Below are 21,356 nucleotides of genomic sequence, written 5' to 3'. Positions count from 1 at the left end.
TGCTAAGCTTTTACACACATAGTATCATACCACAAGAAGTTTTACTATACTTTTCCACGGTTATCAACAAAAAATCCTTGAGTTATAAACAAATTATTCTTGAGTTATAAACAAGTAAGAACATACTTATCAACCTAAAATAATACTTATAAACACAAAAAAGTGAGTTATCAACAATTTTCTACATTATCTACAGAGTTATCAACAAATTCTTCCATAGAGTTATGCACATGATCCTCCATTTCAAGAAACTGTTTACGATAAACCGAAGGCGTTATACCAACAGCTTGCTGAAAAACTTTATAGAAAGTAGAAGGTGAGCTAAAACCAAGATCGCTCCATATTTGCTTCAAAGGATAAGAAATCATATTTTTATCCGACAGTATTCTAACAGCTTCGTTGATACGATATGAATTTACAAACTGCAGATAATTCATACCAGTCTTATCTTTTATCACCTTAGACAAATAAGTACGATTAGTATGGAGACGCTCTGCCATCTTATCACGAGTAAGTTGTGGTTCGGTATACAAACGATTATGTTCCATCAATTCACAAAGCTGCTGATAAAGACCATTCAACTTATCATCATCCATCGACAGCACCTCTTTTTCCTTTTCAGACTGTCTTACCAGCATTTCCTGTAACTCTTTTTGACGAGCTATAGCTTTCGTATTTTGCATCACGATTTTTTTATACAGCTGATTACGGTGGCGAGTATTAACATAAATAACTATCAATAAAGCCAAAAGGATAAAGATGATAATACCCAGCATCAAATTAAAAGTCTGCTGCTCTTTCATTTGTACTTTTCTTTTTTCCGCCTCCTGATCCTTACGATTTATATCCTGCATCATAGTTAGCTCATGCGTCAATCTATCCATATTAACACCTACAAGACGATTTAAAATGGCATGTGCATATTCCAAATACATCAAGGAATGTATTTTATCACCCATCTCACGATAATTACGTGAAAGTAACTCATATCCTTCGACCGATTTATTAGTAACCCCTATCTTATTGGCAAGTTTAAGAGCATCATTCACCAAATGATTAGACCGCACATACTCACCTCTTTGATAAAGAGTTTCTGCATATATTATATAAGCATCCACGGTAAGATGTGGTTGATGATTCTTTTTTGCCAGTACCAATGCTTTTTTAGAAAATCCTTCAGCCTCCAACAATTTTCCTTTTGCTAACATAACCTTAGCATAAAGAACATATACAGAAGATATATCTGCATAAGGGAAAGAACGATAGATTTCGAGTGCTTTTTGAATATATTTCTCTGTTTCAGTATATCTATGCTTATGCAAATAATACATGGCTATATAATAGGTACCTAAACACGTATACTCAGCATCACCTATCCTATTACCATAATTATAAACACTAATTGCATACTTAAGCGCTCCAGAATATCCATTAGATTGTGACAATGTAAGAAGGTTACCATAAATGCGATAACAAATTGACTCATAACCAGCTCTTTTAGCATACTCTAACGCCTTGAAAAAGAATTGTTGGGCAATAAAGCTGTTATTAGAAACCATAGCATGATAGATACCACGAGCATTCATCACCATCGCTTTTATAGAATCATGATGAAGCTCATCTGCTAAATGCATCGCTTGATCCAAAAATTTTTGTGAACCATGAATATCACCTTGAAACATTTTAGAGAGTCCACTATAAAACAATCCATAGGCTTCATAGGCAGAATTACTTTCCTTCCGGGCTTTAGATATCAACAGGGAAGAAGAAGAAACTAATGCTTTATAATCAGACACACCTCTTTCGTATTCGCATTGTTTTTTTATATTGGCTAACGAACTATTTTGTAAAGGAGCAGCTGTTAATATCCATCCATTACAAAACAACAGCAATATTACTATTAAATATTTCATTAAAAAAGCTATAAACTTAAATCGACTTAAATTAACACAAAAGTAGTTATAAACTTTCAATTTGCCAAAAATATAAGCAAAAAGACTCGTTTTTTGTTACAAATTTGGCAAAATTGTCGTTCCCGTAAAAAATTAGTTTGCCTTTTTGTGATAAACATAGTAATTTTGCAAACAAAAAGATATACTTTATTAAACTGTAACAAGACCAATCTTTTTAACTATATGATTTAATATTAGGATAAATATGCTTACGTCATCGTAACTGGATTACATAAGATGTGAGATTATAAAATTTGTCCAACTATGAAAACACAGGGTTAGAAAATACCGTATGGTATAGACGTACTTGTCAATAACAACTTCAACAAAAAGTTCTCTTCTAATACCTTAAAATTAATTCAAGTAGAGAAAGATCCCATACCAGTATTACTGGATGGGATCTCTTTTTTATACACTTATTTCACCACAGAAATAAGATATAATTATACAAAAAACATAATCAGAATTTGAGCAATAATAACCCTGACAAACATGCCTAAAGGATAGACCGAAGCATAGCTAATACTGGCAGTATCGCCCTTTAAAGTATCATTAGCATAACCTAAAGCCATTGGATTAGCCATACTACCACACAAAATACCACAGATCGTTCCAAAATCATATTTCTTACTTTTCAAGGCTATCAAACCAATAATAATAACCGGAATAACTGTTATCAAAAAACCGATAATAATCCAAGCAATACCCTCAGGACGAACTACTGTAGCAAAGAAATCCTTACCTGCATCCAAACCCAAACAAGCCAAGTAAAGTGACAAGCCTAATTTGCGAAGCATCAAAGAAGCACTTCGAGTTGTATAAGATATCATGTGCAAACGAGGGCCAAGAGCTCCAATGATAATACCCATGATTATAGGACCGCCAGCAATACCCAAACGAACAGGAGTAGCCATTCCTGGTATTAAAATAGGGATTGTACCTAAAGCCAAGCCTAAAATAATGCCAAGGAAAATACTGCCTAAATTAGGTTCGTTAAGCGTTTTAACCGAATTACCTAAGAAATCTTCAACATGATTAACATCTTCATGCAAACCTACAACTGTAACTCGATCACCATACTGTAAGCGAAGATCATTCGTAGCCAGCAACTTAATATCGCCACGAATAACACGACTTACATTGACGCCATAAGAAGTACGTAAATGCAATTTGCCCAACAACTTACCATTTAGTCCAGGTTTAGTCAATACAATAACACGACTCTCAACATTTGCATCCATCGCATTCCAATCGATCATATCCTTATTATAATCTTTTGGTACACGCTTACCAAATAGTAGCTCCATCGCGGCCTCATCTTCTTTAGATGTTACTACAAGAATATTATCACCCTGTTCCAGTTTGGTAGTTGCCTGAGGCACAATAACAGCATCAGCTCGCCAAATACGAGAAATAATAAATTTCAAATGCGTCTGCTCCGAAATTTCAGCTATTGTTTTATCAGCTACCGCTGGATTAACAACAACAAACTGAGCAATAAACGTATGATCATCTTCTGTCAATGGCTTTATTTCCAAATCCTCTGGTTTAACAAAGAGTTTTCGAAGTAACACCATGGCCACAATTACACCTAACACGCCCAAAGGATAAGTGACAGCTGTAGCCAAAGCGACACTTTTGCAAGAAACACCTAAATGCTCTAATGCCTGTGTTGCAGCACCAAGAGCTGGGGTATTTGTTGTTGCACCACAAAGAAGGCCCACCATATTAGGCACATCAACATGCGTAATAGGAACCATAACCATAGAGAAAATGGTACCTAACAGAATTACAGCAAGACTCCATACATTAAGAGATAAGCCTTCATGACGCAATGAGCCAAAAAAGTTTGGACCGACATGAAGTCCAAGACAATAAACAAAAAGCGATAAGCCAAATGTTTCTGCATAATCGAGAGTCGTACTATCGATATTAAAACCTACATGACCAGCAAGAATACCTACAAAGAAGACAAAAGCCACCCCTAAGGATATTCCCCGAACATGAAATTTTCCTAAAGCCAGACCCAGCGAAACAATTAAAGAAAGAACTACTACTGTCTGAATTGAGGAATGTACACTAAAGAGCTGTTGAAACCACTCCATTTACTTATTATTCTTACAAAATATTGAGATAATTTTCCAAAGGTATACCTCGGTTTTTATCTTCATTGTTTTTATTAGCATCTATCAGTTTATACACGCCATCCATAGCCTTGCGCGTACTATCCTTCAATGGTTCACCGTCCAATAAATGCCCTATCAAAATAGCTGAGAAAATATCTCCTGTACCTGGGAAATGAACTGGTATTTCGGTATACTGCAGTTGGAAATATTCATCAGTGTTATGATTATATCCCACTACGGAAGGGTCACCATCAACTTTTATACTTGTAATCAGAACAGACTTCGAACCAATCTTACGAAGATGATCGATTAGATTCATAGCTACATCCATATTAACACCTTCAGGATCAAATTCACGACCTGTAAGATAACAAGCTTCTGTATAATTAGGATAACAAAGATGTGCAACACTCAACATTTCGCGCATACTTTTGATTGTTGCCGGTGTCACTCCATTATACAATTTTCCTTCATCACCCATAATAGGATCTACAAAAATTGTTGTCCCCTTCGCAGCCTCTTCTTGACAATATTGACTAACGATAGAAGCTTGATACTCACTAGCAATAAAACCTGTAGCTATTGCATCAAAACGAAACCCAAGCTCACGCCATACAGGAAATACACCCTTGATATAATCAGTAGTATCAAGAATGTTGAATTTACCATAATCTAACGTATTAGACACAAGTGCAGTAGGTAAATTATATGTAGGATGACCAAAATATGAAAGAATAGGTAACATTGCAGCTGTTGCTACCTTACCATATCCTGCCATATCATTAATCAGGAGAATCTGTTTTTTATTCATTTCCAGTTCTAATTTTCTCGGCAAAGGTAGTAAAAAGATAAGATATATCCACGTGACTCTTCGAGATTTTTGTTATATTTGTGTAAATAAATGGTGAAAATCGGTCGATAGGTAATAACGATACATTATTCTGTAATCGATGTACTGCCATTTAGAGAAGAATATCATATATTTGCACCCATAAACCCTATATAGATATGGAAGAGAATGGAATTATCATCGTTGACAGCATTGATCAATACAACAAATTAATGGGATTTTCCACCAAAAATCCTTTAGTTGCCGTTGTTGATATGTCGAAATCAGAATTGACAAAAGCTTGTCAAGAAACAACCATAGAATATGAAGTTTATTCTATCTGGCTGAAACAGTCATACTGCGGTGACATTACCTACGGCAGACAACCATATGATTATCAAGAAGGTACAGTTACAGCATTTGCCCCTGGACAAATTATACACTTCAAGCCTGCAGCTGATTACAAACCTAAAGCATTAGGACTTCTTTTCCATCCAGACTTGATTAGAGGAACTTCTTTAGGACACAACATTAAGCAGTATGACTATTTCTCTTATTCTTCACGTGAAGCACTACATCTGAGTGAAGACGAAAAAGTTATATTCCAAGACTGCTTAGAGAAAATAAAAATGGAAATAGAGCGTCCTATTGATAAACATAGCAAAAAGCTAATCTGTAGAAATATAGAGCTCTTACTAGATTATTGTATGCGTTTTTACGAACGGCAATTTGTTACCCGTAAAGCAGCAAACTTGGATGTGCTTGATAAATTTGAGAAATTACTCGACCAGTATTTTACAGGAAACAGGGCAGAACAGGAAGGATTACCTACAGTAAAATATTTCGCTGAAGAATGTTTTTTATCGCCAAACTATTTCGGTGATCTTGTTAAAAAAGAAACTGGAAAAACTCCACAAGAACATATACAAGCCAAAATTATCGATTTAGCAAAAGAGTCTCTTGCCGGGACAGACAACACGATTAATGAAATAGCATATCAGCTGGGATTTCAGTATTCGCAACATTTCAATCGCTATTTTAAACGAAATGTGGGAAAAACGCCATCACAATTTCGTAAAGAAATGGCTCTTTTATAACTTAAAAGATTGGGAAAAACTTGAAAAATATAATACATTCTATCTGTGCATGTAACAAAAAGTTTCATGAAAAGACAAGACATCCCCTTGTCAGTATAATCAATCTAGCTTATGAACAGGAAGATATTCAACTAGAAATGGGTAGCTATGCTGTCATTCTGCGTCAAATTGATGCAGATAGTTATTGCTACGGCAGAAAAAAATACGATTTTTCTGATGGAACACTGATTTTTAGGAGTCCTGATAAAGCTATAGCTTTAGATACGGATAAAACAACAAAAAAATACGGTACCATGCTTGTATTCCATCCAGAATTATTATGTGGCACCACATTGGCTACAAAAATTAAAGATTATACTTTCTTTAAATATAAAGAAAATGAAGCTCTACACCTTTCCTCTTGCGAAATGAAACAAATTTTACAAGCTTTCAACTGTATACAAGATGAATTAGAATGGGGTATAGACAAGTACAGCACAACCATAATATGCAATAAGATTGAGACATTACTCAATTACTGCTGCCGGTATTATAACCGTCAGTTTACTACTCGTCATGATGCGTCTAGTCTACAAATGAACGAAGCCCAAAAAATGATAGACCAATATCTCACGAGTCAGAAATATGACAGTTGTAATCCTCCTTGTACTTGTAAATTCTCGACAAAACTGGGTCTTTCCAGTGCATATTTTAATGACATGTTAAAATATGAAACAGGAAAAAATTTCTACGACTATATCAATTTAAGAAGAATTGAATTAGCCAAACAGTTACTTCTTGGTACAAACAAGAGCGAACAGGACATAGCACAAGAATTGGGATATTGCTCTGCAGGCCGATTCAGACAAATGTTTATCAAACTCACAGGTAACACTCCCGAAGCATATAGAAGTTAGTAATAAATGAAAAAATCAATAAATACCGACTTATAAACCTATTGATATCATTAATGCTACAAGACGTGGCTATATATCGCAAGCCATTATCAGACTATCAAAATCAGATATCTAACAGAAGGCTCATTTCCTTCTCAACTTGCTGACAATCTACCTTTTGGATTCCAGAATCTGCAACTTGAAGTAAAGTATCAGCTAATCTCACAGCCAAGTCTAGATCATGAGTTGATAATAAAATCGTCTTGTGCATATCATGAGCTAAATTTCTTAATAGTTTCATTACTTCTACCTTACTTGGAAAATCAAGAAACGCAGTTGGTTCATCCAAGATTATTACAGGTGTCTGCTGGGCTAAAGCTCTAGCAATCATCACTTTTTGTCGCTCGCCATCACTTAGTTCACGAATCATTCGTCCTCTTAACTTATCTATCCCCACTAAAGATATAGCTTCATCGACAAAAACCTTATCTTCAGAAGACAGTCCCCCGAAGAAATTAGTATAAGGTGCTCGCCCCAAAGCAACTAATTCTTCTACACGCATATTACGAAGTTGTGGATGATCAGTTAAGACAACCCCCACCTGTTTAGAAAGTTCTTTCTCACTATACTCTTCTAATGCTCGACCATTAATCATAATAGAGCCCGATAACTTAGGGAGTAATCCTGATAATGTACGTAACAGAGTAGATTTTCCAATACCATTGGGACCAAGAAGACATACCAACTCACCCGAAAAGATAGAAAGATTAATATCCTTGAGTACCTTCCGACTATCAGTCTTCTGCCTATATCCTATTGATAATTTTTTAAGAAGAATCATTTCTTTTTCCATAACATCGCAAAGTTAATAAAATTATCCTTTCTCCCCTCACTTCTTCTCTTTTCTTTTTATTACCTTTGCATCATAATGAGTGTACAAGAATCTCCCATACAAGCTTTAATGCGCCAACGCGCGCTCCTACAAATGGAGTATTATGCGGAAAAAGAAGCATTCCGCAAGCAAACTGAAACTATAGGCATTACCAGAAAAGTAAAAAGAGGCGATGCATGGTTTCCCGTGAAAGTCGGTAAAAGCTTCTATAACTCACTCAATCAGAACGCTTTAGAAATCGCCAGAACTACCGATCTCGAAATCGAACATAATTTTGAATTCGGGCGGCCTGCCGCCTTTTTCCAAGTAACAGACGATGGTAAATTAAAATACTTTAATTTTACATGTACCGTCAGTTTCGTAGATGGAGACAGAATGGTCCTTATTGTTCCCGAAGGAGGAAGTACCATTGACATTCAAGGTTGCGCAAACCCTATTGGCATACAACTCTTTTTTGACGAGACAAGTTATAAACTGATGTTTGAGGCTATCGACAGAGTTATCAATGCCAAAAATAATCGTCTCGCCTATTTAAGAGATCTTTTTTATTCTCACCAAAAAGCTGAACGATTTACTTTTGCACCAACTCGTTTTCCTTGGCTAAATCCATCTCAGGAGAAAGCTGTAAACGAAGTACTTTGGGCTAAGGATGTCGAAGTGGTTCATGGGCCGCCAGGAACAGGTAAGACTACCACACTCGTAGAAGCTATCAATGAAACTTTGATGCGTGAAAATCAGGTTTTAGTATGCGCACAAAGCAATATGGCTGTAGACTGGATATGCGAAAAGCTCGTAGACCGAGGCATCAACGTACTACGTATTGGAAATCCGACTAAAGTAAATGAGCAAATGCTATCATTTACATACGAACGCCGATTCGAAGCACACCCCGACTATCCACAATTATGGGCTATTCGCAAAACTATACGACAACTTCGAAGCCAGAAAAAAGGAAGAGATGACCGATATCATCAAAAGTTGGAGCATCTTAAAGCTCGCGCCACAGAACTAGAAATACGCATCAACACACAACTGTTCGGAGAAGCCCGTGTTATTGCGTCTACTTTAGTAGGCTCGGCAAATCGAATCCTAGAAGGACAAAAGTTTGGTACTCTCTTTATAGATGAAGCAGCACAAGCTTTGGAAGCAGCTTGCTGGATACCTATGAGAAGAGCTACACGAGTGATTCTGGCAGGAGACCACTGTCAATTGCCACCTACTATAAAAAGTTTGGCAGCCTTAAAAGCTGGACTTGGCAAAACACTTATGGAACGAATTGTGGAGAACAAACCAGAAGTAGTCACCCTTTTAAAGGTACAATATCGCATGAATGAACAAATCATGCAATTCTCAAGTAACTATTTCTATCATGGAGAAGTAGAGACTGCCCCACAAATAAAGTATCGAGGTATCCTCGACTACGAAGATCCGATGATGTGGATAGATACGAGTGAAATCGAAGTAGGACCAGATGAACCATCGTTCAAAGAACAATTTATAGGAGAAAATTTTGGACGAGTTAACAAAGGTGAAGCAGAACTTACACTCCGAACATTAGAAGAATATTTCCAAAAAATCGGAAAGACCCGAATATTAGACGAGAACATTGATGTAGGTATTATTTCACCGTATCGCGCTCAAGTACAATATTTGAAAAAACTGATACGAAAACGAGAATTCTTCAAACCATACCGTAAGTTTATTTCCGTAAATACCGTAGACGGTTTCCAAGGTCAAGAACGTGATATCATACTAATCTCCATGGTAAGAGCAAATGATGACGGACAAATAGGATTCCTCAACGATTTACGAAGAATGAATGTGGCCATTACACGAGCAAGGATGAAACTCATCATATTGGGAAATGCCCAGACCATGAGCAAACACCCTTTTTATCATCAATTATGGAACTATATACAAGAAATTAATCATGCTTGAAAGAGACTATTTTTTAAAAATAATCGAGGAATTTGCTGTAGCCATTCAACGATTTTTAAATAAGAAGAAAGAACAGCAGACTGATGAAGAAATACAAGATCTTTATCGGCAATATGTAGGCGATTATGATATATTAAGAAATTTAACCGTAGAAGAAGCCATCGATTATGCTCGTCAAGAATGGGAGGACTATAGACAGTTAGAAAAACTAAAAATGCTGGCAGACCTTTGGTATACAGAGGGGGCTATCAAACAACAGCCTTTACGCGACATACTACTCACTAAATCCTTCAAGCTCTTTGACTATATTGATGGACGAGACAAAACATTCTCATTGCTAAGGCAACAAAAGATGACAAAAATAAGGGAAATGCTTCATAGTTAATATCTATTTTGATAAATTACAATTATGTTGAAAAGATTTTGTGATGTTATAGCTAACCATATGGCTACTATTGTAATCATAGTAGCAGTTTTGGCACTTCTTTTACCAACCACATTCTCCTGGTGCCCGACATCATGGATCAGTCCAATGCTAGGGCTAGTAATGTTTGGCATGGGACTCACTTTGGATCCTTACGACTTTAAAATTGTCTTTACACGACCTAAGGATATTCTCATAGGGTCACTGGCACAATTTACGATTATGCCTTTCATAGCCTATATTCTAGCCAAGATATTTGGTCTTAATGATGAACTTACAATTGGAGTTATCCTCGTAGGCTGCTGTCCAGGAGGCACCGCATCTAATGTAATAACCTATCTTGCCAAGGGAGACCTTGCTTTATCAGTAGGTATGACAACCGTTAGTACAGTACTTGCACCATTGCTTACCCCCCTACTAACGCTTGCTTTAGCTGGTGCCCGTGTAGAAGTAAACGCTTGGGGTATGTTTATCAGTATCATAGAAGTCGTCATATTACCAATAGCCATAGGGGTTATCCTTCAGCATTTTTGGCCTAAACAGACGAAACAAATTTCCTGTTACCTTCCAGCTTTCTCATCGACTGTAATCGCCATAATTGTAGGCAGCATCGTTGCATCAAACTCAAGCAAATTACTTGAAAGTGGCCTACTCATTATCCTCATCGTCATACTACACAATATTTGTGGACTAACCTTAGGCTATAGTGTAGGAAAACTATTAGGATTAGAATTAAAAAAGCAAATAGCCATATCCATAGAGGTAGGTATGCAAAATAGTGGACTCGCCAGTTCTTTAGCAAACTTGCATTTCGCCTTATATCCTATGGCAACTATACCAGGAGCAATCTTCTCTGTTTGGCATAATTTAAGTGGAGCACTCGTGGCAAAATTTTATGCCCATCAAATAGAAAAATGAAAGAAAAATTATTTCAATTAATAAAAATCAGAACAAAAATTATGTTTCTGATTACTACTATTATTGCAGTAGCATTTATAATGACACACCTGATTCCACTATCTAATCGGAAAAAGGAAAACTGTGCTGCTATTTTACACCAATATAACCAATATGCATTAACAGTCAATGGTAAAGAGGTTTTATACTTAAAAAATGATACTTTGAGTTTTCCTGCAGCATGGACCAAGCGCTGGGTTCTACAACCTTATAGTGATGGCAGACTGGTAACTCTATATCATGATACTAAACTCAAGCCTTATACAGATCTACCAGTCAGTCAATTTGTACAAAGCTATAAAGAAGAACTCCAAAACCAAATTGACAGCATGGCAAGCGAAAGTAAAGAGTTACATTATTACCTACGTGTACATAGCGTCGATGACGAAGGATTTACTATCGTTTCCAAATATAATATTGAGCTAGATTCAGTCATTACTCAAACTGCAAAAATTCTACATATTCTCGATAGTATTAAATCTTCTGATAAACTCGCTATTATAAGCAAACAAAAGTTCGCAGTACGCTATCTTGACCAGCATGGCAAGGAAACGATTCAGACATGTATATTGAAAGAAAAGGCACATAAAGGAAAATATCTGATATTTCAAACCAAAAACAAGAAAACACCAGAACATGTGGATATCTTGAATCATCAAGCATATCTTACTGCCATACCTGATTATATCTATACACAGAAGTATGGTACAATAGGCTTGGAAGCTATTCATTCCTGCAAAAATATCCAATTTGACAGAATATGGAATAACGGTTGGAAACTGACTAAAGACCAATGGATAAATATGAACGGCTACAGGATACAAGGCAAATGGAAAAATGACACCTTGTATTATGGTATCAGAAAAGATTCTCTCGGTATATATACAGGCGAAATGAACCGTTATGCCATAGCCAATGGATATGGAAATTATAATGCAGGAAAAGGTAATTATTCTGAAGGATTTTGGAAGAACAACCAAAGAAATGGATTTTGTTTTTCTATTCGTCCAAAACAGAAAATCAGAGCTGGAGAATGGAAGAATGATAAATATTATGGCGAAAGAGTCAACTATACAAGCAACCGTATCTATGGTATCGACGTAAGTAAATATCAACATGAAATAGGCAAAAAGAAATATGGAATCAACTGGAATCAAATTAGAATAATCAGCCTTGGAAAGCTCAGCAAGAAAAAGATTACAGGAAATATAAACTATAAAGTATCTTTTGCTTATATTAAATCAACTGAAGGAAAATCTATCTATAATAAATACTATAAAAATGATTATAATAAGGCCAAAGCTGCAGGCATTCGTGTAGGTACTTACCATTTCTTCTCAACAACGTCGAGTGCTACACAGCAAGCCAACTTCTTCTTGAAGAAATCATGTTTCCATAAAGGAGATTTTCCTCCAGTACTTGATGTTGAACCTTCTCACGAACAAATAGCCAAAATGGGTGGTGCACAAAAATTGTTCTCCCAAATACGCACATGGCTGCATATTGTAGAAAGAAAAACAGGTGTAAAACCTGTACTATATATCAGCCAGATGTTTGTAAACCGGTATCTACCTATGGCCCCTGACTTAAAACACAAATATCAATTCTGGATAGCTCGATACGGTGAATATAAGCCTGATGTAAAACTAGCATACTGGCAATTAGCGCCAGACGGACGTGTAAGTGGTATCCATGGAGAAGTAGATATTACCGTATTTAATGGCTATCAAAGCCAATTTTCCGATTTTGTAGACAAACATACCATCAGGTAAAATCAAAATCCAAAAAGCCCTCTTCCCAGTGAGGTTCTGTATCTATAACTTCTTCATGAGGATTTGATACAGATAGCCCCATCAGGCGAATAGGGTGATTTGCGTCAAATCTAAACTGAGTAAGCAATTGTTTTGCGAGAGGAAGAATCGTATCTTTCTCTCGCAAGTATTTTTGTTGTGTAATACTTTTCGATTTCTGAGTAAAATCACCATATTTAATTTTCAAAGTCAATGTTTTACCTCTGAAATCATCTTTTTTCAAACGCTCTACCAATTCTAATACGATGTGATATAGTGCTATGATAACTGATGAACGAATACTTATATCTTCTAAAAAAGTCTGTTCGCATCCTACCGACTTTCTGACATGCTCACTAATAACAGGACGTTCATCTATACCACGAGCAAAATTATAGAAAACAGGCCCAGATTTGCCAAACAGTTCTTTTAAATGATTGACAGAACACTGCCGCAATTGTAATCCATTAAAAATACCGACATGATGCATTCGAAGAGCTGTTTTAGGACCAACTCCCCAAAATTTTTCAATTGGTAATTGAGCTATAAAATCAAGCGCTTTATCAGGATGAATTACAAATAATCCATCAGGTTTACGATAATCCGAAGCGATTTTAGCTAAGAACTTATTATAAGAAATGCCAGCAGAGGCTGTCAAATGAACAGTTTCAAAAATACGTTGCTTTATTTCTTTAGCGATATCAACAGCCAAATCACTACCCTTTTTGTTTACTGTTACATCTAAGAAGGCCTCATCGATACTAATTGGCTCAATTTTATCTGTATAATCTTGAAATATCTCATGAATCTGATGCGATATTTTTGCATAGTAACTATGATGACTAGCTGCTATTATCAAATTAGGACATAACCGCTTAGCCATCTGAATCGACATGGCAGAATGAACACCATATTTTCGAGCCTCGTAACTTGCTGTCGACACGACACCACGATCACCATCACGACCTACAGCCAAAGGCTTGCCACTCCATTCAGGATGATCTCTTTGCTCTACACTGGCAAAGAATGCATCCATATCAATATGTATGATTTTCCTTCGATCCATAATATGCAAAAATACAAAAAAGATAGCATACAAAAGGAAAAAAAACGTATATTTGCATATACCTATAAAATTCGACTTATGAAGAAATATTTTTTACTATCCACTTTCTTATTTTTCTGCACACTTCATGTGTTTGCTATTTCTGAAGTTGTCAAGATTCAAGGAGACCATGGTTTACTTGATGCCATTATTCAAAAGCCTATGACTACAAATGAGCAAAAAATACCTATGGTGATTATTTGTCATGGATTTATGGGCAACAAAAATGAATTTTTACTTAGAAATGTCGCAGATAGTCTAGAGGCAAGAGGCATTGCTAGTATTCGATTCGATTTTAATGGCCACGGCAATAGCGAAGGGGAATTTGAAGACATGACTGTACCCAACGAAATAAAAGATGCCTTACAGGTATATTACTATGTAAAAGCACTACCATTTATTAAAAATATTGGAATTATAGGGCACTCCCAAGGAGGAGTTGTAACAGCCATGCTCAGCGGCCAGCTAACTCATGAAAAAATATCTGCTATAGCCCTTTTGGCTCCAGCGGCAGTGTTACGTGATGACTGCATCAGAGGAAATACAATGGGGGCCATGTACGACCCGTTTAATGCTCCTAACGGTGTAAAATTATTTAATGGTAAGAAATTAGGTGCCAACTATATCCGCACAGCGTTTAATCTGCCTATTTACGAAACCGCCATAAATTATCAAGGCCCAGCTTGCATTATTCACGGAAACAAGGATAAAATAGTACCTTACACTTATGGGCAACGCTTCAGCTATATCATCAAAAACAGCGAGTTTCACCTGATGGACTTAATGGATCATGGATTTTCAAAACATGAACAAGAAGTTGCTCATTTAGTAGCTAATTATATGCAAAAAATATTATTATCTACAACCAAGAGCCAAAAATCTATCAACAAAAAGAAAAGAAAGATAGAATCCAAATTAAACCCTATAGAAACAGAAGATTTAGGAGGAGGATATGCCCGAGACAAAAATCACGCTTATTATAATGGCAAAATTATTTCTGACGCTTGGGGTGGTAATCAGTTCATTTACAAAGGTGACGGCTATGCTACAGATGGTATCCATACCTATTTTAAGGGACGACCTGTAGATCGAGACTAATCACAAAGCATTTTGTTATTTATGCACTCGATACAGTCAAATAGAGCAAATAATCAGACATAGCCCCAAATATCTCATTTTTTTTATGTAGTTTTGCAGCAAAATTCGAATTTATATTATTATACCGGTATGAAGATTGAAAATCAAATCAGTAATGCTGTCCTTGCGGCAGTAAAAGAACTATACGGACAGGAAGTACCAGAAAATATGGTACAGCTGCAAAAGACTCGCAGTAACTTTGAAGGTAACTTAACCTTGGTAGTGTTCCCATTCTTGAAGATTTCCAAGAAAAAACCAGAGGACACAGCTCAAGAACTCGGTGAATACTTACAAGCTAATTGCAAAGCTATCGCAAAGTTTAACGTTGTTAAGGGATTCCTTAACCTTTCTATCGCACCTGCCGCTTGGGTAGAATTGCTGAATGAAATCAATGCTAATCCTAAATTCGGCGAAAAACCCGTTACAGAGAATAGTCCTCTCGTGATGATTGAGTATTCTTCTCCTAACACCAACAAACCTCTCCACCTAGGCCACGTACGTAACAATCTTTTAGGTTGGTCTCTAGCTCAGATTATGGAAGCTAATGGTAATAAGGTAGTTAAAACTAATATTGTAAATGACAGAGGTATCCATATCTGCAAGAGTATGTTAGCTTGGTTAAAATGGGGAAATAATATAACTCCAGAAAAAGCAGGTAAAAAGGGTGACCACCTCATTGGCGACTTCTATGTAGCCTTCGACAAACATTACAGAGAGGAAGTAAAAGAGCTTGTAGCTCAATATACAGCCGAAGGTATGGATGAAGAAGAAGCTAAGAAAAAAGCAGAGCAAGAAGCTCCACTTATCAAGGAAGCTCACGATATGCTTGTAAAATGGGAAAATAATGATCCAGAAATTCGCCAACTTTGGGCTAAAATGAATTCTTGGGTCTATGCAGGTTTTGACGAGACCTATAAAGCTCTTGGTGTAAGCTTCGATAAAATTTATTATGAATCAAATACATACCTCGAAGGCAAGAAAAAAGTAGAAGAAGGGTTGGAAAAAGGCCTTTTCTATCGTCGTGATGATAACAGCGTTTGGGCAGACCTTACTAAGGATGGTCTTGACGAGAAATTGTTGCTTCGCTCTGATGGTACTTCTGTATATATGACTCAGGATATCGGTACTGCCGATATGCGTTTTTCAGACTTCCCTATCGACAAGATGATCTACGTAGTTGGTAATGAGCAGAATTATCACTTCCAGGTACTCTCTATTCTCCTCGACCGTCTAGGCTTCAAGTGGGGTAAAGACTTGGTACATTTCTCTTATGGTATGGTAGAATTGCCAAACGGTAAAATGAAGAGCCGTGAGGGAACTGTTGTTGATGCCGACGATCTGATAGCAGAAATGGTGAAAGACGCTCGTGAGACATCTGACGAATTGGGCAAGTTTAAAGATATGACAGAGGAAGAAAAGAATGAAATAGCTCGTATCGTTGGTATGGGTGCTTTAAAATACTTCATTCTCAAAGTTGATGCTCGAAAGAATATGCTATTCAACCCTGAAGAGAGTATCGATTTTAATGGTAATACAGGTCCATTCATTCAGTACACCTACGCCCGTATTCGCAGTATCATGCGTAATGCTAAAGAGCAAAATATCAATATACCTGCATCTCTAAGTGATAATGCTCCTCTGAATGAAAAAGAGATTGAGTTAATCCAAAAGATGAACGACTTCTCTGCTGCTGTTGCTGAAGCTGGCACAAACTACTCTCCAAGTGGTATTGCTAACTACTGCTACGAACTGACAAAAGACTTCAACCAGTTCTATCATGACTACAGTATTCTGAAGGCTGATACTGAGGAAGAAAGAGTAACCCGTCTGGTCATCGCTGAAAACGTAGCAAAGATTATCAAAAATGGTATGGAACTCCTTGGAATTCAAGTTCCAGAGAGAATGTAATCAGACATTATAAATGGCAAACGACAAACTGATTAATCCACCAGACTGGCGACAAGATACGGTATTACCTATTCCTAATGAGGTTAAAGCCAATGCTTGGGCAGTAGATGCCGCTTGCAGTGGCAACCCTGGTCCCATGGAATATCAAGCTATCGACCTGACAACAGGTGCTCGGGTATTCCATTTTGGTCCGACTCATGGCACCAATAACATTGGAGAGTTTCTAGCCATTGTACATGCCTTAGCCCTCATGGAGCAAAAAGGCATCAAGGATAAAGTAATCTATTCTGACAGCTACAATGCCATCTTGTGGGTCAATAAGAAAAAATGCAAAACCAAAATGGAACGGAATGCTCAGACAGCCCAGCTCTATAATATTATAGAAAGAGCTGAAAACTGGCTGAAAACACATGCTGTTACAGTACCTATTTTAAAATGGGAAACAACAAAATGGGGAGAAATTCCAGCCGACTTTGGTAGAAAATAAAAAAAAGAGTAAGTAGTATTTAGATTCTACTTACTCTTTTTTGATATATGAATTACAAGTGTTCATACCAACTGATACGATTTCCATCATACATTTTTTGTCGCACAAGCTGAGCCGAATAAGGAAGAATTGGAGATTTAATACCTTCAGTAATTGTAAATGGAGACGTTTCTATACGAATTTCATCCCAAAGCCCGGCTTCTATGAAAGCTTGAAGAATCTGTGCTCCCCCTTCAACTATTAAACTTTGTTTTTTCTCTTGATAAAGATGAGTAAGTACAGAATCGATGTCTGTAAATGCAAGAAAACCTTCAGGTATACCATCTGTATTATGACTTAATACTATCCGTTCTGGTGAAGGACCATACCAGTCACGTACATTCAATTGCGGATGATCACTCTCAAGAGTTCCTCTCCCGATAAGAATAGCATCACACTCTGCACGAAGCTGATGCACAAGCATTTGGGTAAAAGGTGTAGAAATATGCAATCTATCTTTCCCTCCCATAAAACCATTAATCGTCTGCGCCCATTTCAATATAATATAAGGACGATGCAACATGTTAAATGTAAAGAAGCGCTTATTCGAAGCCTTACATTCCTTTTCAAGGACTCCCACTGTAACATCAATACCAGCATCTCTCAACTTCTTAATACCCCGTCCCTGCACCTCAGAGAAAGGGTCTATACAACCACAAACACATCGCTTTACACCTTTTCGAACTACTAAATCAGCGCAAGGAGGTGTCTTTCCATAATGTGAACATGGCTCCAAACTGACATAGAGTGTAGCATCGGCTAAAAGATGTTCATCTTCTGGTTTAACCGAAGCAAATGCATTTACCTCAGCATGAGGACCACCATAAGAAGAAGTATAGCCCTCTCCTATTATTCGATTATCTGCAGAAACGATTACAGCACCTACCGAAGGATTTGGTTTGGCAGAATTCAGACCGTTACGAGCAATTGCTATACAACGGCGCATATATTTTTCGTCTATCGATTTTTGGTTCATACGCTTATTTTTATTATTTTTGCACGAAGGGCAAAATTAAGAAACCCTGGTTTTATATCATGACTTATCAACAAATTTGGCAAAGACTTACTCCCCTATATGAAGCAGGCGAAGCACGTGCCATCACCCGTTTGGTACTTGAGCGTCTTTTTAATATGTCTATGACCGACATTGTTATCGGCAAAGTTAGTGAATTATCTTCAGAAGAAGAGAATGAACTAGAGAAAAATATACAACGAATCGAAAAAGGAGAACCCGTACAATATGTTCTTGGAAGTGCCGATTTCTATGGCAGAACATTCCATGTTGAGCCAGGTGTTCTGATTCCCCGTCCAGAGACAGCAGAATTATTGGATTATATCCCTAAAGTCAATCAAAAACAGACTATTCTCGACATCGGTACAGGTTCCGGATGCATTGCCATTACAGCTTCTCTTGAGCATACACAGGCAGAAGTATCAGCCTGGGATATATCCCCAAAAGCATTGCAAATCGCAAAAGACAATGCCCAACGCTTGAATGCCACCGTAGATTTTCATTTGCAAGATGCTCTCAATGCACCTGACCATCAATCCTGTTGGGATGTCATTCTGAGCAATCCACCATACATAATGGACAAAGAGCGACAAAATATGGAAAAGAATGTTCTGGATTACGAACCAGAATTAGCCCTATTTGTACCAGATCAAGATCCTCTGAAATTTTATACAGCCATAGCACGATACTCTGTACGTGCATTGAAGCCGAAAGGCATATTACTCTTTGAAATAAATCCCCTCTGCGCAGACGCCATGCTTCGTATGCTCCAGCAAGAAGGATTACAACAAAACGAATTGATTCAAGACCAATTTGGCAAATATCGTTTTACCAAGTCAATAAAAGAATGAAACCAATATCAGAACAACAAGCTCTATTCAAACTGACAAAACTTTGCTCACAATCAGAACACTGTTCTCAGGAAATGCTGGAAAAAATGAAGAAATGGGAGCTAGAAGAAGATGCTATCGCTAGAAATATGGAATATCTTATTCGGGAGAAATATGTAGATGATAGTCGCTTTGCTCGGTTTTTTATCAATGATAAAATAAAATATAACAAATGGGGACGAAAAAAGGTAGAACAAGCATTATACCTAAAACATATTTCCAAAGATATATCCGACCCCATCTTTGAAGAAATCGACAACAAGTTATATCTCGATGTTTTACGCCCTATACTACAGAGTAAACGTAAGTCTATCAAAGCCAAAAATGACTATGAATTAAATATGAAGCTCATCAAATTTGCTATGGGAAGAGGTTTTTCCATGGATCTTATCAAAAAATGCCTAAATCATATCGATGATATACCAGACAACGATTTTTAAAATTACAATATGGCAAGTATCTTAGAATGCATATTCGATCTTATCGCCCCACGCACTTGCTATATCTGTGGTCGAAGGCTACATACCAGTGAGCATGTCATCTGCACCAGCTGCAATATTCACCTTCCTCGGACCTATTATTGGCAAGACCCATATGAAAACGAAATGGCGAAACTATTTTGGGCAAAAATACCAATAGAACGTGCAGCAGCCTTATTCTACTACCAAGGACATGCACCTGCTAGTCAAATCATATACAATCTTAAATATGATAATCACCCCACTATCGGATATCATATGGGAATTATGACAGCACTCGAATTTAGCAAAAATCACTTCTTTGATGATATTGACTGTATTATACCTGTACCCTTATCCTGGAGCCGCAAACTGAAACGAGGATATAATCAGAGTAACGAAATAGCTAAAGGCATACAGGAAGTAACAGGCATTAGAGTGGAAGAACATATCGTAAAACGTACCAAATTTAAGAGTAGCCAGACACATAAAGGCAGATGGGGACGTGAAGAAAATGTACGAGGTCTGTTCAAACTGACGCATCCTGAAAAAGTACGAGGCAAACACATACTTCTTATCGATGACATCTGCACAACCGGAGCAACCATGGTATCATGTGGAAAAGAAATTGCCAAAGCAGGAAATGTAAAAATCAGTATACTTACCCTTGGATATTCCAAAGGCTAGGACCTTTTTATTAAAATGTTAATTACTTTTAACAATACAGCTACGATTAAGAAACAAAATCATTGTAACTTTGCACTAATAATAACATATTATCATATAAAAGGCCAATAAATATTATGGATAAGCTAAAAAAAGTTTTTGCATCTAAGTTATTAAAGATTAAAGCTATTAAGTTGCAGCCAAACAACCCTTTTACATGGGCCTCTGGCTGGAAATCTCCTTTCTACTGTGATAACCGTAAGACTTTGTCTTATCCTGATCTACGCAGCTATGTCAAGTTAGAACTTACTCACGCTGTTTTGGAGCACTTCCCAGAAGCTGATGCTGTAGCTGGTGTTGCAACAGGTGCTATCGCTCAAGGTCAGTTGGTTGCAGACGAGCTCTGCTTGCCTTTCGTTTATGTAAGAAGTAAACCAAAAGATCACGGATTGGAAAATCTGATTGAAGGCGAACTGAAACCTGGTAGCAAGGTTGTTGTCATTGAAGACTTAATCTCTACAGGTGGCTCTTCTTTGAAGGCTGTTGACGCTATCCGCAAGAATGGTTGTGAAGTTATAGGTATGGTAGCTTCATACACATACGGTTTCCCTGTAGCCAAAAAGGCTTTCGAGGATGCAAACGTTAAGCTCGTCACTTTGACAGACTATGAACATGTAGTAGAAGAAGCTGTAGAAACAGGCTATATCTCTAACGAAGATGTAGAAGTTCTTCACGAATGGCGCAAAGATCCAGCTAATTGGAGAAAATAATATA

General features: G+C 37.1%; 19 protein-coding genes. 13 read left to right on the top strand and 6 right to left on the bottom strand.

The window, feature by feature from the left end; all coding sequences use genetic code 11:
- Nucleotides 1-170 precede the first annotated feature (170 nt).
- From L6471_RS04820 to L6471_RS04810, 3 genes are all read right to left on the bottom strand, one after another.
- Nucleotides 171-1,913 carry a helix-turn-helix domain-containing protein gene (locus tag L6471_RS04820; protein ID WP_006282673.1) on the bottom strand — a complete coding sequence of 581 codons (1,743 nt, stop codon included), beginning with the start codon at nucleotides 1,911-1,913 and terminating at the stop codon, nucleotides 171-173.
- Between the two features lie 482 nt (nucleotides 1,914-2,395).
- Nucleotides 2,396-4,057, bottom strand: a complete 1,662-nt coding sequence (locus tag L6471_RS04815) for a putative transporter (protein ID WP_006282674.1) — start codon at nucleotides 4,055-4,057, stop codon at nucleotides 2,396-2,398.
- A 13-nt stretch (nucleotides 4,058-4,070) separates the two neighbouring features.
- The gene (locus tag L6471_RS04810) at nucleotides 4,071-4,889 is read right to left on the bottom strand and encodes a pyridoxamine kinase (protein WP_006282675.1); all 819 of its coding nucleotides are present in this window, start codon (nucleotides 4,887-4,889) and stop codon (nucleotides 4,071-4,073) included.
- A 197-nt stretch (nucleotides 4,890-5,086) separates the two neighbouring features.
- On the opposite strand from L6471_RS04810, the gene L6471_RS04805 reads away from it, so the two are divergent.
- Both L6471_RS04805 and L6471_RS04800 read left to right on the top strand, forming a co-directional pair.
- Complete coding sequence (locus L6471_RS04805) at nucleotides 5,087-6,004, top strand: helix-turn-helix domain-containing protein (protein ID WP_237797491.1); 918 nt, start codon at nucleotides 5,087-5,089, stop codon at nucleotides 6,002-6,004.
- A 20-nt stretch (nucleotides 6,005-6,024) separates the two neighbouring features.
- On the top strand, nucleotides 6,025-6,900 hold the full coding sequence (locus L6471_RS04800) for a helix-turn-helix domain-containing protein (protein ID WP_143031339.1): 876 nt from the start codon (nucleotides 6,025-6,027) through the stop codon (nucleotides 6,898-6,900).
- A 103-nt stretch (nucleotides 6,901-7,003) separates the two neighbouring features.
- On the opposite strand, the gene L6471_RS04795 is transcribed toward L6471_RS04800, so the two are convergent.
- On the bottom strand, nucleotides 7,004-7,720 hold the full coding sequence (locus tag L6471_RS04795) for an ABC transporter ATP-binding protein (RefSeq protein ID WP_237797490.1): 717 nt from the start codon (nucleotides 7,718-7,720) through the stop codon (nucleotides 7,004-7,006).
- A gap of 87 nt (nucleotides 7,721-7,807) precedes the next feature.
- Between L6471_RS04795 and L6471_RS04790 the strand changes: the two genes are divergently transcribed.
- The 4 genes from L6471_RS04790 to L6471_RS04775 are packed head-to-tail and all read left to right on the top strand — an operon-like array spanning nucleotide 7,808 to nucleotide 12,862.
- Complete coding sequence (locus tag L6471_RS04790; RefSeq protein WP_027453143.1) at nucleotides 7,808-9,709, top strand: AAA domain-containing protein; 1,902 nt, start codon at nucleotides 7,808-7,810, stop codon at nucleotides 9,707-9,709.
- Nucleotides 9,702-10,094, top strand: a complete 393-nt coding sequence (locus L6471_RS04785) for a hypothetical protein (RefSeq protein ID WP_006282680.1) — start codon at nucleotides 9,702-9,704, stop codon at nucleotides 10,092-10,094. The genes L6471_RS04790 and L6471_RS04785 overlap by 8 nt, the downstream gene beginning before the upstream one ends.
- 27 nt (nucleotides 10,095-10,121) lie before the next feature.
- Complete coding sequence (locus L6471_RS04780; RefSeq protein WP_027453144.1) at nucleotides 10,122-11,051, top strand: bile acid:sodium symporter family protein; 930 nt, start codon at nucleotides 10,122-10,124, stop codon at nucleotides 11,049-11,051.
- A 41-nt stretch (nucleotides 11,052-11,092) separates the two neighbouring features.
- Complete coding sequence (locus tag L6471_RS04775; protein WP_237797489.1) at nucleotides 11,093-12,862, top strand: GH25 family lysozyme; 1,770 nt, start codon at nucleotides 11,093-11,095, stop codon at nucleotides 12,860-12,862.
- Here the strand turns inward: L6471_RS04775 and dinB are convergent.
- Nucleotides 12,855-13,946, bottom strand: a complete 1,092-nt coding sequence (gene dinB / locus L6471_RS04770) for a DNA polymerase IV (protein ID WP_006282683.1) — start codon at nucleotides 13,944-13,946, stop codon at nucleotides 12,855-12,857. The genes L6471_RS04775 and dinB overlap by 8 nt on opposite strands.
- A 78-nt stretch (nucleotides 13,947-14,024) precedes the next feature.
- On the opposite strand from dinB, the gene L6471_RS04765 reads away from it, so the two are divergent.
- The 3 genes from L6471_RS04765 to L6471_RS04755 all read left to right on the top strand — a co-directional run bounded on the left by L6471_RS04765 (nucleotide 14,025) and on the right by L6471_RS04755 (nucleotide 17,517).
- A complete protein-coding gene (locus L6471_RS04765) occupies nucleotides 14,025-15,083 on the top strand; it encodes an alpha/beta hydrolase (protein ID WP_237797488.1) in 1,059 nt (352 codons plus the stop codon).
- Nucleotides 15,084-15,212: 129 nt separating this feature from the next.
- Nucleotides 15,213-17,030: an arginine--tRNA ligase gene (argS, locus tag L6471_RS04760; protein WP_094448308.1), complete on the top strand. Its 1,818-nt coding sequence runs from the start codon at nucleotides 15,213-15,215 to the stop codon at nucleotides 17,028-17,030.
- A 13-nt stretch (nucleotides 17,031-17,043) separates the two neighbouring features.
- A complete protein-coding gene (locus L6471_RS04755; protein WP_006282686.1) occupies nucleotides 17,044-17,517 on the top strand; it encodes an RNase H family protein in 474 nt (157 codons plus the stop codon).
- A 52-nt stretch (nucleotides 17,518-17,569) separates the two neighbouring features.
- Here L6471_RS04755 and ribD read toward each other — a convergent pair whose 3' ends face one another.
- Nucleotides 17,570-18,532 (bottom strand): bifunctional diaminohydroxyphosphoribosylaminopyrimidine deaminase/5-amino-6-(5-phosphoribosylamino)uracil reductase RibD, encoded by a 963-nt coding sequence (gene ribD, locus L6471_RS04750; RefSeq protein ID WP_006282687.1) that lies wholly within the window; start codon nucleotides 18,530-18,532, stop codon nucleotides 17,570-17,572.
- Between the two features lie 59 nt (nucleotides 18,533-18,591).
- Between ribD and prmC the strand changes: the two genes are divergently transcribed.
- The 4 genes from prmC (at nucleotide 18,592) to pyrE (ending at nucleotide 21,352) form a co-directional block, all read left to right on the top strand.
- The gene (prmC, locus tag L6471_RS04745; protein WP_027453146.1) at nucleotides 18,592-19,419 is read left to right on the top strand and encodes a peptide chain release factor N(5)-glutamine methyltransferase; all 828 of its coding nucleotides are present in this window, start codon (nucleotides 18,592-18,594) and stop codon (nucleotides 19,417-19,419) included.
- Nucleotides 19,416-19,898, top strand: coding sequence for a regulatory protein RecX (locus L6471_RS04740; protein WP_027453147.1), 483 nt, complete (start codon nucleotides 19,416-19,418; stop codon nucleotides 19,896-19,898). Before prmC ends, L6471_RS04740 begins: the two co-directional genes overlap by 4 nt.
- Before the next feature lie 9 nt (nucleotides 19,899-19,907).
- Nucleotides 19,908-20,603 (top strand): ComF family protein, encoded by a 696-nt coding sequence (locus tag L6471_RS04735; protein ID WP_006282690.1) that lies wholly within the window; start codon nucleotides 19,908-19,910, stop codon nucleotides 20,601-20,603.
- Nucleotides 20,604-20,719: 116 nt separating this feature from the next.
- Nucleotides 20,720-21,352: an orotate phosphoribosyltransferase gene (gene pyrE / locus L6471_RS04730; protein ID WP_006282691.1), complete on the top strand. Its 633-nt coding sequence runs from the start codon at nucleotides 20,720-20,722 to the stop codon at nucleotides 21,350-21,352.
- Nucleotides 21,353-21,356 lie beyond the last annotated feature (4 nt).

It is taken from the genome of Segatella bryantii (assembly GCF_022024215.1).
In the GTDB taxonomy this organism is placed as follows: Bacteria; Bacteroidota; Bacteroidia; order Bacteroidales; family Bacteroidaceae; genus Prevotella; species Prevotella bryantii.
Note: the sequence above shows the minus strand (reverse complement) of the source record. Positions and strands in the feature narration are given on the sequence as shown.